Raw genomic sequence first — 12,486 nt, forward strand, 5'->3', positions numbered from 1 at the left:
GGAAGGCTTTACATGATATATCCTTACAAAGAAAAAAATCCGAAAATTGCGAGTAGTGCTTTTATCGCTGACTATGTTACCATTACAGGCGATGTGACAATTGGCGAAGAATCTAGCATTTGGTTTAATACAGTCATCCGCGGTGATGTATCACCAACGATAATTGGAAATAGAGTAAATGTACAAGATCAATGTACACTTCACCAAAGCCCCCAGTATCCTCTTATTTTAGAAGATGACGTTACCGTTGGGCATCAAGTTATTTTACATAGCTGCAAAATTGAAAAAGATGCTTTAATCGGAATGGGATCTATCATATTAGATGGCGCTGAAATTGGTGAAGGAGCTTTCATCGGTGCTGGTAGTCTCGTTTCACAAGGAAAGAAAATCCCTCCTAATACGTTAGCTTTCGGTCGCCCCGCGAAGGTCATTCGCGAATTAACAGAAGAAGATCGTAAAGATATGGAACGTATCCGCACACAATACGTTGAAAAAGGACAATATTATAAATCGTTACAAAAGTGATTTTATCGCTGCCATAAGACTGGCAGCTTTTTTTATGAAAAAATCTAACTTTTTCTTTACAAAACCTTATTATCCCCTCAATAAAATCTTATTAAAATAGAAGTTAATAACTCCATATATATGTAAATGAGGGAGGAAAAATCTCATGAAGGTCAGTGGACTATATAAAATAGAATGTTACATCTTCAAAGGAATTAATCGCTACTTTGATCAAAAAACATTAAACATCTTTTTCAGCAATATTACCCATATCGGTGGTGCAAGTTTTTCCATTGCACTTACCCTATTCTTTTTAATTTTCGCAACAGGGAATTTGCATCAAGCTGCAATTGCAACTGCTATTTCTTTAACAATTAGCCATATTCCTGTGCAAATATTAAAAAGATGGTATCCACGAAAACGTCCTTATTTAACAATTCAAGATGCGAAATATCCAGTACAGCCTTTAAAAGATCATTCTTTTCCATCCGGACATACAACGGCTGTTTTCTCTGTCCTCATTCCATTTATTTGCTATAATCCAAACTTGCTTGCTTTTCTATTACCGTTAGCATTATGCGTCGGTATTTCCCGTATTTATTTAGGGCTTCATTATCCGTCAGATGTATTTGTAGGCATGTGCCTTGGCACTTGCTCTGGCATCATCTCTTTTTATCAACTCATTCCACTCATGTAAAGGAGCGATATGATGAGAGTCGCCATATTTACCGATACATTTACACCACAAGTCAACGGTGTGGCGAAAACTTTGGAACGTTTAACTAAATATTTTCAAAAAGAAAATATCGCCTATTCTGTTTTCGCCCCCCAGCATACGGCAGAAGATAATTTCGTAGCGAATGTGAACAAAATGAGAAGTATCCCGTTAACAATATTATATCCAGAATGTCGCTTTGCCTTTCCTACTCCGCGCATTAAGCGGGAACTTCTTGCCTTTAAACCTGATATCATTCACATCGCTACGCCTTTCAATATGGGACTTTGTGGGTTATATTATGCCAAAAAGTTAAATATCCCAGTTGTCGGTTCTTATCATACTGATTTTGACGCCTATTTATGCTATTACAAAATCGAATTTCTCTCCAATATGCTATGGAACTATTTAAGCTGGTTTCATAGTCATATGCAAAAAAACTTTGTTCCTTCTCCTGAAACATTACATCAATTAAAGAAAAAAGGATTTCAACAGCTCTATATTTGGGGACGTGGTGTAGATTGTACTCTCTTTCATCCAACTTACAATAAAGACCTATTCCGAAAAAAATATAATATTACAGCGAAATATATTCTTTCCTACGTCGGGCGCCTTGCTCCTGAAAAAGATATCGATACTCTTCAAACACTTATTCAAACGACAAACAAAGAACGTGACGATATTCATTGGCTCATCGCTGGAGACGGGCCTCTAGCAACAAATTTGCGTGAAGCTGTTCCGAAAACAAATGTCACTTTTACTGGATATTTACAAGGCACGGATTTAGCTGAAGCATATGCTTGTTCTCATATGATGGTATTTCCATCAGCTACTGAAACGTTCGGAAATGTCGTACTTGAATCATTTGCATGCGGTACACCTGTCATTGGTGCAAATAGTGGCGGGGTTAAAAATATTATTACAGATGGAAAAACGGGAATTCTTTGTCCGCCAAAAGATACAGATTCCTTTCTATCCTCCATCCATTCTTTATTGCAAAATGAAGAGCTGCTTATGCAAATGGGCATAGCAGCTTCGTCTTATGCTAAATCAAAAAGCTGGGATGAGATCTTTCGTGGCTTACTTGACCAATATGAAGAAGTCCTTCAGCACACTGCATCAGAATTACTCGCTTAAAAAGAAATGACAAAATTTATTAATGCTTATAAAAGTGCAAGTTCTCAACTAATCAAAAAAGACTTTCCACAAGTGAAAAAAACTTTAGAAAGAAATGTTTTGGTCAAGAAGTTTTTGCTTACTAACTACTGGTAGTTCGCCAATAGACGTAGTAAAGAAATATATTGAAAATCAAGGTAAAAAGTGAGGTGAAATGATATGACAAAGCAGAATAAAGCATATAAATTCCGGTTGTATCCAACAGAAGAACAAGCAAATCTTATACGTAAAACCTTCGGTTGTGTACGTTTCGTGTACAATAGAATGTTAGCTGAGCGAAAAGAAGCGTACGAAAAATACAAAGATGATAAGGAACAACTAAAGAAACAAAAGCCTCCAACCCCTGCGAAATATAAAGCAGAATTTGAGTGGTTAAAAGAAGTTGATTCATTAGCTTTGGCAAATGCTCAACTACACTTGCAAACTGCATATAAGAATTTCTTTAGTGGTCAAAATAACTTCCCAACATTCAAAAGTAAAAAGGACAGAAAGTCTTATACAACGAATGTAGTAAACGGTAATATTCTGTTGCTTAATGGTCATATCAAATTGCCAAAACTGAAAATGGTACGTATCAAAAAACATAGAGAGATACCACAAGATTATATGATCAAGTCTTGTACGATTTCTATGACACCTACTGGTAAATACTATGTGTCAATCTTGACTGAATACGAAAAAGAGATTGTACAAAAAGAAGTAGAAACAGTTGTTGGATTAGACTTTGCAATGGATGGATTATACGTCAGTTCTGAGGATGAGAAAGCCAATTATCCTAAGTTCTATCGTAACATGTTAGACCGATTAACAAAGGCGCAACGAGTATTATCAAGACGCAATAAAGGTTCTGAACGTTGGAATAAACAACGTATTCGTGTAGCTACGTTACATGAGAAAGTAGCTAACCAACGTAAGAATTTTCTTCATCATGAGTCTAAAAAGTTAGCTGCCAATTTTGATGTTGTAGCTATTGAAGATCTAAACATGAAAGGAATATCGCAAGCACTTCATTTTGGAAAAAGTGTCGCTGATAATGGGTGGGGTATGTTCACTTCTTTCTTAACTTATAAACTAAACGAACAAGGAAAACAACTTGTGAAAATAGACAAATGGTTTCCATCAACAAAAACATGTAGTAGCTGTGGAAATGTGAAAAGTCTGACATTGTCTGAACGAATCTATTCTTGTATATGCTGTGTAAATCTCGATAGAGATTATAACTCAGCCATCAATATCAAAAATGAAGCAATACGTCTTTTAGCGTCAGCATAAATTGTAATAAAATAACCTTTGGAACAAGGGAGTTAGCTCGGCTGTCTTAGGACGAATTCGTTAGCTATCAGAAGTAATGATTAACCGAGAAGCCCTCACTTCAAACACTCCTTTAGGACGTTAAGTGGCGGGTAGTTCACGAAATCCCCTTAAAATCAACTTACTCACATACCTTTATACAGCAATTGTTCCCCAATTTCTGTATATCAAAAAACCTTTCATTCATTTGAAAGGTCTTTTTGAGCCTGCACATATTCTTCTTTCGTATTCACATTTATAAACCAATCTACATTCGCTTGTACATCTTCACCAGCAATATATTTCACATTACATTGTGATAAAAGCTGGCCCATACTTCTTTTTTCTTCTTGAAGCAAAGCATAAATCTTTTCTTTCACGCGGTTATTATACGCTGCAAGTAACGGTTGTTTTCTTCCATTAATAATAGGGACAACAGCATCATATTCATCGCTCGTTTGCTCTAATAAAATGGTAATCCATTCATTTGAAACGTTCGGTGCATCACAAGGCATAATAGCGTACCAATCTGCTTCTATATATTCCATTCCTGATACAATTCCAGCAAGCGGCCCATTTCCTTTATAGTGCGACATATCTTCTATAACTGGAACTTGTACTAATTGCTCTACTCTCTCTTTTATATCAGAATGACTAATGACTACAATTTCTTGCACAGCGCTTTCCATTACTTTCACAATATGCTCAATAAAAGTACTCTCTTTCCAGCCTACTAACGCTTTCGGCTCACCGAATCGGCTCGACATACCTCCTGCTAATACAATTCCAGCACACTTACTCATTGACGATGCAACTCAAATGTAATATGACCTAATTCCGGTAAAATTAACTTGTTCATCGCAAGACGAACCGCTCCGCTAGACCCTGGCATCGAAAAGACAACTTTACGCCCGATTGTACCACCGATTGCTCTACTTAACATCGCACTACTTCCGATATCTTCTAAGTAACTTATCATACGGAACAACTCACCAAATCCAACAATTTCTTTATCTAATAACACTGACACTGCCTCAATCGTTACATCACGTTTCGTAATACCAGTTCCGCCATTCGTTAGCACGACATCAACATCTTCCCTATGATAACCAGCTAACACAGCCTGCTGGATACTTTCTTTATCATCTTTCACAATTTCATAAGAGGTCACTTTATGTCCTGCTTCTTTTAATAATTCATGTAATAGTTGTCCGCTCTTATCCGTCTCTTCCGTACGTGTATCGGAAATCGTCACGATTTTGCAGCGCACTTCTTTTGGAGCTTGTTTTTTATGTTCAGTTACACTCATTTTTCATCTTTCCTTTCTTAAAGACTTTTCTTCATTTTATCATACATATCTTTACACAATTATGTATGAAGCCAATGATGCACCGTGATACAATATAAGTATATACGACCACAAAAAGGAAAATATACTTTCTTATACGCCTGGACTACACACCATTAGCTACTCTTTAAATCCCCTTATATTTTCTACATAGTAGATTTCATTTTAAATTACAAAATAATTTGGAGGTTCACTCACTATGGAACTATACAAAAAATTAACAACAACATTCATCCTCTTATTTGTTGCTTCCATCACTGTCGGTTTTTCTCTAAAAGGAGCAATTCCATACGCTACATTAGTGAGTATTATATTCGCAACGCTATTTTTACTGAGCAGTGCTTTTTGTGCAGGAAAAGCACGCCAACTGAAAGGGTGACCGTCTATGTTCCGTAAGAAACCAATCCTTTGTAAATCATGTGAAAAGGAAATACAAACGTATGAAAAAGCGTGGATTCATATGCCATTTCCGGCAAGTGGTATGACAAATATGAAGAAGTATATTGAGCTAGACGGGGAAGTTTATTGTAGTTCTTGCATTCAAGTAGTAAATAAAGTGAAACTTTAATCAGTGAGGATTTGGTTCTTCCCCACTGATTATTAGTTAAACCAATCGGGCTTTTACGGGATAAAACCAAATAAAAAAAGCTTTGCGCACACAGCGCAAAGCTTTTTTTCATATATTATAGACCAGCTTGCTCTTTTAAAGTAGCTGCTTTGTCTGTACGTTCCCATGTAAGATCTACATCAGTACGTCCGAAGTGGCCGTAAGCTGCTGTTTGTTTGTAAATTGGGCGACGTAAGTCTAGCATTTTAATAATACCAGCTGGGCGAAGATCGAAGTTGTTACGAACTAGTTCTACTAATACGTCTTCAGATACTTTACCAGTGCCTAATGTATCAACTGAAATTGATACTGGTTGTGCTACGCCAATTGCGTATGCAAGTTGTACTTCTGCTTTGTCAGCAAGACCAGCTGCTACGATGTTTTTCGCAACATAACGAGCTGCATATGCTGCAGAACGGTCAACTTTCGTTGCATCTTTACCAGAGAATGCACCACCGCCATGGCGAGCGTATCCACCGTAAGTATCAACGATGATTTTACGTCCTGTTAAACCAGCATCACCTTGTGGTCCACCAATTACGAAGCGGCCAGTTGGGTTAATGAAGAATTTTGTTTCTCCATCCATTAATTCTGCTGGAACTACAGCTTTAATTACGTGCTCTTTTAAATCGCGATCGATTTCTTCCCACGTAACATCTGGATGATGTTGTGTAGAAATTACAATTGTATCCACACGTACAGGTTTACCATTTTCATCATACTCAACTGTAACTTGCGTTTTTCCATCCGGACGTAAGTATGATAATGTGTCATCTTTACGTACTTCAGTTAAACGACGAGCTAATTTGTGAGCAAGCGAGATTGGAAGTGGCATTAATTCTTGTGTTTCATTACATGCGAAGCCAAACATTAAACCTTGGTCTCCCGCACCAATTGCCTCAATCTCAGCGTCAGTCATTTGACCTTCGCGTGCTTCTAGTGCTTGGTCAACACCCATAGCGATGTCAGCAGATTGCTCATCGATAGATGTTAAAACTGCACAAGTTTCTGCATCGAATCCGTATTTTGCGCGTGTGTAACCAATGCCTTGAATTGTTTCACGAACGATTTTTGGAATATCTACGTAAGTAGAAGTCGTAATTTCCCCCGCTACCAATACTAAACCAGTTGTTACAGTTGTTTCACAAGCTACACGTGCATTTGCGTCCTTTGCTAAGATCGCATCTAAAATTGAATCAGAAATTTGGTCACAAATTTTATCTGGATGTCCTTCAGTTACAGACTCAGATGTGAACAGATGACGTTTTTTTGTCATGTGGTAAACCTCCCTACAGTAATTGTATATATTGTACGGAACTCATCCTTAATTTGCCACAAACTGCGACATACATTTATTCTCCCACACAAGCATACAGAAAAACCTTTCCTACTTAACATAGAGGAAAGGTTTAATTTGCTACTTGCATACTGCTTTTTGCCCTTTGCTCTTATCGTTCGAGACCGTTAGCCTCGCACAGGTTTTAGCACCTATTCACCTGTATTTACCACTACAAATGAGGTTGCTGGGCTTCATCGGGCCTGTCCCTCCGCCAGCTCGGGATAAGAGAGTATCCGTCCCAACCTATACTAAAGAAATGATATTCATTTGTCAATTAATATTCACATTTTCCTGAAAGTTTTTCTCAATACCCATAGAATGAAATATTAATAGGGAAATGATACATTCACACAAACAAAAATAAATAAATAGTATACATTATTTATATAATTGTGTTATACTATTGATGGGGATTACGAGAAATATTTCATTAAATGAAAAGGATGGTATATAAATATGAGTACTGTGAATGTCCAAATTGGTTTACATGAATTATTGAACGGAAGCAATGCACAGATTCAATTAAGTGTTCCGCAATTAGTGGAAAAAGTATTAATGCGAAACGAAGGGAAATTAACTTCTACTGGTGCCGTTTCTGCTTCAACAGGAAAATACACAGGACGTTCTCCTAAGGATAAATTTATTGTGAAGGAAGCATCGGTTGCTGACAAAATTGCTTGGGGAGCCGTGAACCAACCGATCTCTGAAGAACATTTTAATAAATTATATATAAAAGTTTTAGAATACTTAAAAGAAAAAGAAGAGTTATTCATCTTCAAAGGATTTGCTGGCGCTGATCGCAACTATCGCCTACCAATTCAAGTTGTTAACGAATATGCATGGCATAATTTGTTCGTACATCAATTGTTTATTCGTCCAAATGAAGAAGAATTAGCAACTCACGAATCAGAGTTCACAATTGTTTCTGCACCAAACTTCAAAGCAGATCCAGCAATTGACGGTACAAATTCTGAAGCATTCATTATGGTTTCATTCGAAAAACGTATCGTACTAATCGGTGGTACAGAATATGCTGGAGAAATGAAAAAATCAATCTTCTCTATTATGAACTTCTTACTACCTGAACAAGACATTCTTTCTATGCACTGCTCTTCAAACGTAGGCGAAGAAGGCGACGTAGCACTATTCTTCGGTTTATCTGGAACAGGCAAAACAACATTATCTGCTGATCCAAACCGTAAATTAATCGGTGACGATGAGCACGGTTGGTCTGATAACGGCGTATTCAATATTGAAGGCGGTTGCTATGCAAAATGTGTAAACCTTTCTCATGAGAAAGAACCACAAATCTTCGATGCAATCAAATTTGGTTCAGTTTTAGAAAACGTTGTCATTGATGGTCAAACACGCATCGCTGACTATAACGATACTACTTTAACAGAAAATACACGTGCTGCATACCCTATGCATGCGATTGACAATATCGTACTGCCAAGTGTTGCAGGACATCCAAATACAATTATTTTCTTAACTGCTGATGCATCTGGCGTATTGCCTCCAATCAGTAAGTTATCAAAAGAGCAAGCTATGTACCATTTCTTAAGCGGTTACACTAGTAAGCTAGCAGGAACAGAGCGCGGTGTTACATCTCCGCAAGCTACATTCTCTACTTGCTTCGGTTCACCGTTCTTACCGCTTGATGCATCTCGTTATGCTGAAATGCTTGGTGAAAAAATCGAGAAACATGATGCGAAAGTATTCTTAGTAAACACTGGCTGGACTGGTGGCGAGTACGGCGTTGGTAAACGTATGAACTTAGGTTACACTCGTGCAATGATTCAAGCAGCACTAAGCGGTGAACTTGCTAAAGCTGAAACTGCAAAACACGACATCTTTGGCCTTGAAGTACCTCGTCATGTTCCAGGTGTACCTGATGAAGTATTAATGCCTGAACAAACTTGGGCTGATAAAGATGCTTACAAAGTGAAAGCAATTGAGCTTGCAAACGAATTTAAAGAAAACTTCAAAAAATTCGATAGCGTTTCTGAAGCTATTATTAACTTAGGCGGTCCAATCGCTTAATTACAAATTTTCTGTTGGAATAACCCTTTTACTCATATGAATAAGTGTCGTGTAACCGTAAAGTTCCGCGTACTCACCGACAAAACCCAATGCGGCTTAACGGTTACACACACTTACATAAAAAAGAAGCTTACGTTTTCCGCGTAAGCTTCTTTCTATATATTCTTTAATTTACCAACATACAAATCACAGCTTCGAACACACAAACTATTCCCCACTCACTACATCCTTCTAGTTTCACACCGCATGGGACTAAAAAAGGATCTGACCGCTTCTATCCATCGCCAGATCCTCTATTCCAACTTAAAACTTCCCAAGCCCAATTTTCAATTTATATACTCGGCTTTCCATACATACAAACCACGGCTTCGAACATATAAACTATTTTCCCACTCACTACATCCTTCTGGTTTCACACCGCACGGGACTAAAAAAGGATCTGACCGCTTCTATCCATCGCCGGATCCTCTATTCCATCTAAAAAGAGGCTTTTCATCTTTTTATCTTTTTCAGCCCTTTGTTAATTCTTCTTCATCCTTCATACTATAATAGCCTAAATTAATAACGATTAAGAAATAACCACCCAGAATACCTACTGCAAATGCCCACATTACCATATGATGCTCAATTTCGTACATAATAATAGCACCCAAAATTGCAGCTGCAAAGCGATTAAACATACCGAGCGTCGGTGCTTTCGTCTTCTTTACTATACTATCTCCAAGCTTTTCGATACGCCTTCCTAAAATCCAAACACAATACATGCTTACAATAAGTCCAATTCCTGCACCTAGAAAATGTGCTGAAAACGGTGTTAACATCCAGCCCAATAACAGAATACCTAGTAGATAATATGATTGAACTTTAAACGATTTTAATGACAAACTAATCATGCTGTACTCCCCTTCAATGTTTTTTCTATTTATCCAACAAAAGCTGTATAACTCATTTCTTTCGAGTCCATACTACTTAAAATCTATTTCATTCAAATTAAAAACAACATAAACGGTATGTTTATGTTGTTAAAATGCTTTTAGGAAATAATATTATACAAGATTTCTAATATAGAATCCCTCATAAATGTGACGTTTTTCAAAACATTTTCGTCTAATTATGAAAAAATTGATATCAATCTATGAACATACGGATATGATGTAATAAGCACATAAATAAAGGGGGCGTCTAATGATTTATTTTTTAATGGCTCTCATTCATCTCATTGTTCCTGCACTTATTGGACTTTCCTTGTATTGGTACACGAAAAAACATAGTATTTTCTATGCTGTCCTCGGTGTTCTTCTTCCAGGTATTATTCTTATTACACTCTTCCGCATTCCTTTTCTTAATTTAATCCCACTTATTACTGCCATTTTATTCCTCGTATTTTTACCAAAAATAAAAAAATAGGAAAGCAGATCATAGGTGATCTGTTTTCCTATTTTGATATAGGTTCTTGCACGATAGAATTAGCTTCTACTTTCTCTGATTTCACAAACCATAGACCGAAGAAAATGATGATTCCACCAATTATTTGTTGAAACGATACATATTCATTTGCCCATACAGCTGCAAATAAAACAGCTACAAGCGGCGTAATATACATATATACCATCGTATGTGACGCACCAATTTTTTGAACACCAACATACCACATGACTAAACCGAATACTGTTACAAAGAAAACAGAATATAGTAAAGCAAATAGTGTCATTCCGTGTGTAATGTGAAATGGCATGACAAATACATGTGGACCACTTAACAATAAGAGCGGAATCGCTCCAACTAATGTCGACCATGCAGTAACACGTAATGCTGAGTATTTTTTAATAAGCGGCCCTGCTAAAACGGGATAAAGTCCCCAACATATTGATGTAATAAGTCCAATCCCATTTCCGTAGAAAGAACTAGCGAGTGAATGCCCGGCTACTAAAACTAATGTAGCACCAATAAAGGCAATCATGGAACCAACTAACTTTCGAGAAGAAAATTTTTCTTGTTTCAAGAAAATCGCAAATAAAGTTGTAAAAATAGGTGAAATAGATATGAGTAAAGAAGCATTTGTAGCGGATGTGTATTTTACAGTTTCCATAAATAACGTTTGATACAGTACAATACCTACAACGCTAACGATGATTAATCTTGGTATATCTTTTCGCTCCATATAAAGTGACTTTTCGATAAAGAACGTAAGTAATAACAGTAGTGGTGCTGCTGTCATCATTCGAACTGCAGTAAACTCAATTGCTGTAAATTCTAAAAGTCCATATTTCGCAATCGTATAGTTAATCCCCCAAATAATAACGACACTTAAAATTGATAACTCAATTCCCCATCTTTTCATGCGCAACCCCCTCCGCAAAGAGAATTATACAGAAAATTCAACTATATGTACATTTCATTATGTGAAAAAATCCATAAGAAAAAGGAGCATATTATATACTCCTTCTCTCTTCATTATACTCGAACATGTAACTTCATATTCGGATTATAAAACTGGCTTGGGCTCTTCAGCTGGAAAGTTCCTCCAACTCCATGCCAATCAACTGTTAATTTATCATCCATAAATACAAGCTTTGTGCGATCTGCAATAAAGTTTAGTACGCTTGATTCGATATCTACATCGCGCTCATCTTTCTCTGAAACGGCTACTAAATCAATAATCCCGCTCATAACACAACCGCAACCTTCATTATCATAAAATAACTTTATATATTTCGTTTCACTTGGAATCGTATCCATAATCTTTTTATATGCTGCCTCTGTTACAGTAACGTACATGTGTTAACCTACATCCTCTCTTCTCGTATCATTTATATATTGTACCACCATTTTTCTTGAATTTTATATGCGGAAAATTAAGAATACTATAAAATATATGTGATAAAGTGAAACTTTAATCAGGGAGGTATCCATCCCCTTCTGATTATTAGCCCTCGCCAATCAGGCTTTTACGGGCAGTTAATGCGTGATAAAGGAGGTTGTATCACTGATGTTCAAACTACAACGATCTCTCATTTTCTTAGGTCTATTAGGTAGCTTTTTTATTTCTAGCGGAATGGTATTACAACATATACTTCCCTATTCTCCTTCTATTGGCTGGATTCTAGGTTTTATTTGTTTCCTATCCGCTTCTTATTTTTCCATAAAAAACAAAAACAACTAACAAAGTAAGAACTATCTTAAGGAGGATTATCAAACATGCCAGCCTTAAAAGAAATAGAACAATAACTTAATCATTTATTACAGGAGAAATCCATTGCCATATCGACAATGATTATGGTAGGCATAAATACTCACTCATTATGGATTATGCGAAAGAAACAAATATGTCACTCATCGGTTTGTCACACTCTGCCTCTGAATATTTAGTGAAAGAGACATTGATGTATGATTGGTTTAAAGAGAATTTTGATGTAGTTGATTCCGCAGGAGACCTGGTGGTTATAAAACTAATAACACCTCCC

14 protein-coding genes, 2 pseudogenes and 1 riboswitch are annotated in these 12,486 nt (G+C 36.7%); of the genes and pseudogenes, 10 read left to right on the forward strand and 6 right to left on the reverse strand.

Going from position 1 to position 12,486, the window contains the following annotated elements:
• Positions 1 to 12 precede the first annotated feature (12 nt).
• The 5 genes and pseudogenes from JFT95_RS21450 to JFT95_RS21470 all read left to right on the forward strand — a co-directional run bounded on the left by JFT95_RS21450 (position 13) and on the right by JFT95_RS21470 (position 3,667).
• Positions 13 to 525 carry a gamma carbonic anhydrase gene (locus JFT95_RS21450; protein WP_002015678.1) on the forward strand — a complete coding sequence of 171 codons (513 nt, stop codon included), beginning with the start codon at positions 13 to 15 and terminating at the stop codon, positions 523 to 525.
• 145 nt (positions 526 to 670) lie between these two features.
• On the forward strand, positions 671 to 1,201 hold the full coding sequence (locus JFT95_RS21455; protein ID WP_002167520.1) for a phosphatase PAP2 family protein: 531 nt from the start codon (positions 671 to 673) through the stop codon (positions 1,199 to 1,201).
• Positions 1,202 to 1,213: 12 nt separating this feature from the next.
• A complete protein-coding gene (locus tag JFT95_RS21460; protein ID WP_201053218.1) occupies positions 1,214 to 2,356 on the forward strand; it encodes a glycosyltransferase family 4 protein in 1,143 nt (380 codons plus the stop codon).
• A 3-nt stretch (positions 2,357 to 2,359) separates the two neighbouring features.
• Positions 2,360 to 2,543: pseudogene (locus JFT95_RS21465) on the forward strand (IS200/IS605 family transposase); the annotation flags it as partial.
• Positions 2,544 to 2,554: 11 nt separating this feature from the next.
• Positions 2,555 to 3,667, forward strand: coding sequence for an RNA-guided endonuclease TnpB family protein (locus JFT95_RS21470; RefSeq protein WP_201053220.1), 1,113 nt, complete (start codon positions 2,555 to 2,557; stop codon positions 3,665 to 3,667).
• A 218-nt stretch (positions 3,668 to 3,885) separates the two neighbouring features.
• On the opposite strand, the gene JFT95_RS21475 is transcribed toward JFT95_RS21470, so the two are convergent.
• The gene (locus JFT95_RS21475; protein ID WP_002167518.1) at positions 3,886 to 4,488 is read right to left on the reverse strand and encodes a molybdenum cofactor guanylyltransferase; all 603 of its coding nucleotides are present in this window, start codon (positions 4,486 to 4,488) and stop codon (positions 3,886 to 3,888) included.
• On the reverse strand, positions 4,485 to 4,994 hold the full coding sequence (locus JFT95_RS21480) for a MogA/MoaB family molybdenum cofactor biosynthesis protein (RefSeq protein ID WP_002034407.1): 510 nt from the start codon (positions 4,992 to 4,994) through the stop codon (positions 4,485 to 4,487). Before JFT95_RS21480 ends, JFT95_RS21475 begins: the two co-directional genes overlap by 4 nt.
• Positions 4,995 to 5,232: 238 nt before the next feature.
• Between JFT95_RS21480 and JFT95_RS21485 the strand changes: the two genes are divergently transcribed.
• Positions 5,233 to 5,412, forward strand: coding sequence for a hypothetical protein (locus JFT95_RS21485; RefSeq protein ID WP_002067722.1), 180 nt, complete (start codon positions 5,233 to 5,235; stop codon positions 5,410 to 5,412).
• 6 nt (positions 5,413 to 5,418) lie between these two features.
• Positions 5,419 to 5,601 carry a hypothetical protein gene (locus tag JFT95_RS21490; protein WP_002067721.1) on the forward strand — a complete coding sequence of 61 codons (183 nt, stop codon included), beginning with the start codon at positions 5,419 to 5,421 and terminating at the stop codon, positions 5,599 to 5,601.
• A gap of 115 nt (positions 5,602 to 5,716) precedes the next feature.
• On the opposite strand, the gene metK is transcribed toward JFT95_RS21490, so the two are convergent.
• Positions 5,717 to 6,916 (reverse strand): methionine adenosyltransferase, encoded by a 1,200-nt coding sequence (gene metK / locus JFT95_RS21495; protein ID WP_002015707.1) that lies wholly within the window; start codon positions 6,914 to 6,916, stop codon positions 5,717 to 5,719.
• A gap of 169 nt (positions 6,917 to 7,085) precedes the next feature.
• Positions 7,086 to 7,207, reverse strand: a riboswitch (SAM riboswitch).
• Between the two features lie 228 nt (positions 7,208 to 7,435).
• Here metK and pckA point away from each other — a divergent pair.
• On the forward strand, positions 7,436 to 9,022 hold the full coding sequence (gene pckA / locus JFT95_RS21500; protein ID WP_002034448.1) for a phosphoenolpyruvate carboxykinase (ATP): 1,587 nt from the start codon (positions 7,436 to 7,438) through the stop codon (positions 9,020 to 9,022).
• Positions 9,023 to 9,531: 509 nt separating this feature from the next.
• On the opposite strand, the gene JFT95_RS21505 is transcribed toward pckA, so the two are convergent.
• Positions 9,532 to 9,915, reverse strand: a complete 384-nt coding sequence (locus JFT95_RS21505; protein WP_002129542.1) for an ATP synthase subunit I — start codon at positions 9,913 to 9,915, stop codon at positions 9,532 to 9,534.
• A 292-nt stretch (positions 9,916 to 10,207) separates the two neighbouring features.
• On the opposite strand from JFT95_RS21505, the gene JFT95_RS21510 reads away from it, so the two are divergent.
• The gene (locus tag JFT95_RS21510; protein WP_002034446.1) at positions 10,208 to 10,429 is read left to right on the forward strand and encodes a hypothetical protein; all 222 of its coding nucleotides are present in this window, start codon (positions 10,208 to 10,210) and stop codon (positions 10,427 to 10,429) included.
• A gap of 28 nt (positions 10,430 to 10,457) precedes the next feature.
• Here the strand turns inward: JFT95_RS21510 and JFT95_RS21515 are convergent, their stop codons facing one another.
• Positions 10,458 to 11,363 (reverse strand): DMT family transporter, encoded by a 906-nt coding sequence (locus JFT95_RS21515; protein ID WP_201053222.1) that lies wholly within the window; start codon positions 11,361 to 11,363, stop codon positions 10,458 to 10,460.
• Between the two features lie 113 nt (positions 11,364 to 11,476).
• Positions 11,477 to 11,800, reverse strand: a complete 324-nt coding sequence (locus JFT95_RS21520) for an iron-sulfur cluster biosynthesis family protein (RefSeq protein WP_201053224.1) — start codon at positions 11,798 to 11,800, stop codon at positions 11,477 to 11,479.
• A 455-nt stretch (positions 11,801 to 12,255) separates the two neighbouring features.
• Between JFT95_RS21520 and JFT95_RS21525 the strand changes: the two are divergent.
• A pseudogene (locus tag JFT95_RS21525) lies at positions 12,256 to 12,469 on the forward strand (Nif3-like dinuclear metal center hexameric protein); the annotation flags it as partial.
• Positions 12,470 to 12,486: the final 17 nt, after the last annotated feature.

It is taken from the genome of Bacillus sp. TH17 (genome assembly GCF_016651125.1).
Lineage (GTDB): Bacteria > Bacillota > Bacilli > Bacillales > Bacillaceae_G > Bacillus_A > Bacillus_A mycoides.

Excerpts from the sequence above, each read along its gene's own strand:
- JFT95_RS21450 (WP_002015678.1), top strand. The coding sequence starts at position 13 with ATGATATATCCTTACAAAGAAAAAAATCCGAAAATTGCGAGTAGTGCT.
- JFT95_RS21455 (WP_002167520.1), top strand. The coding sequence starts at position 671 with ATGAAGGTCAGTGGACTATATAAAATAGAATGTTACATCTTCAAAGGA.
- JFT95_RS21460 (WP_201053218.1), top strand. The coding sequence starts at position 1,214 with ATGAGAGTCGCCATATTTACCGATACATTTACACCACAAGTCAACGGT.
- JFT95_RS21470 (WP_201053220.1), top strand. The coding sequence starts at position 2,555 with ATGACAAAGCAGAATAAAGCATATAAATTCCGGTTGTATCCAACAGAA.
- JFT95_RS21475 (WP_002167518.1), bottom strand. The coding sequence starts at position 4,488 with ATGAGTAAGTGTGCTGGAATTGTATTAGCAGGAGGTATGTCGAGCCGA.
- JFT95_RS21480 (WP_002034407.1), bottom strand. The coding sequence starts at position 4,994 with ATGAGTGTAACTGAACATAAAAAACAAGCTCCAAAAGAAGTGCGCTGC.
- JFT95_RS21485 (WP_002067722.1), top strand. The coding sequence starts at position 5,233 with ATGGAACTATACAAAAAATTAACAACAACATTCATCCTCTTATTTGTT.
- JFT95_RS21490 (WP_002067721.1), top strand. The coding sequence starts at position 5,419 with ATGTTCCGTAAGAAACCAATCCTTTGTAAATCATGTGAAAAGGAAATA.
- metK (WP_002015707.1), bottom strand. The coding sequence starts at position 6,916 with ATGACAAAAAAACGTCATCTGTTCACATCTGAGTCTGTAACTGAAGGA.
- pckA (WP_002034448.1), top strand. The coding sequence starts at position 7,436 with ATGAGTACTGTGAATGTCCAAATTGGTTTACATGAATTATTGAACGGA.
- JFT95_RS21505 (WP_002129542.1), bottom strand. The coding sequence starts at position 9,915 with ATGATTAGTTTGTCATTAAAATCGTTTAAAGTTCAATCATATTATCTA.
- JFT95_RS21510 (WP_002034446.1), top strand. The coding sequence starts at position 10,208 with ATGATTTATTTTTTAATGGCTCTCATTCATCTCATTGTTCCTGCACTT.
- JFT95_RS21515 (WP_201053222.1), bottom strand. The coding sequence starts at position 11,363 with ATGAAAAGATGGGGAATTGAGTTATCAATTTTAAGTGTCGTTATTATT.
- JFT95_RS21520 (WP_201053224.1), bottom strand. The coding sequence starts at position 11,800 with ATGTACGTTACTGTAACAGAGGCAGCATATAAAAAGATTATGGATACG.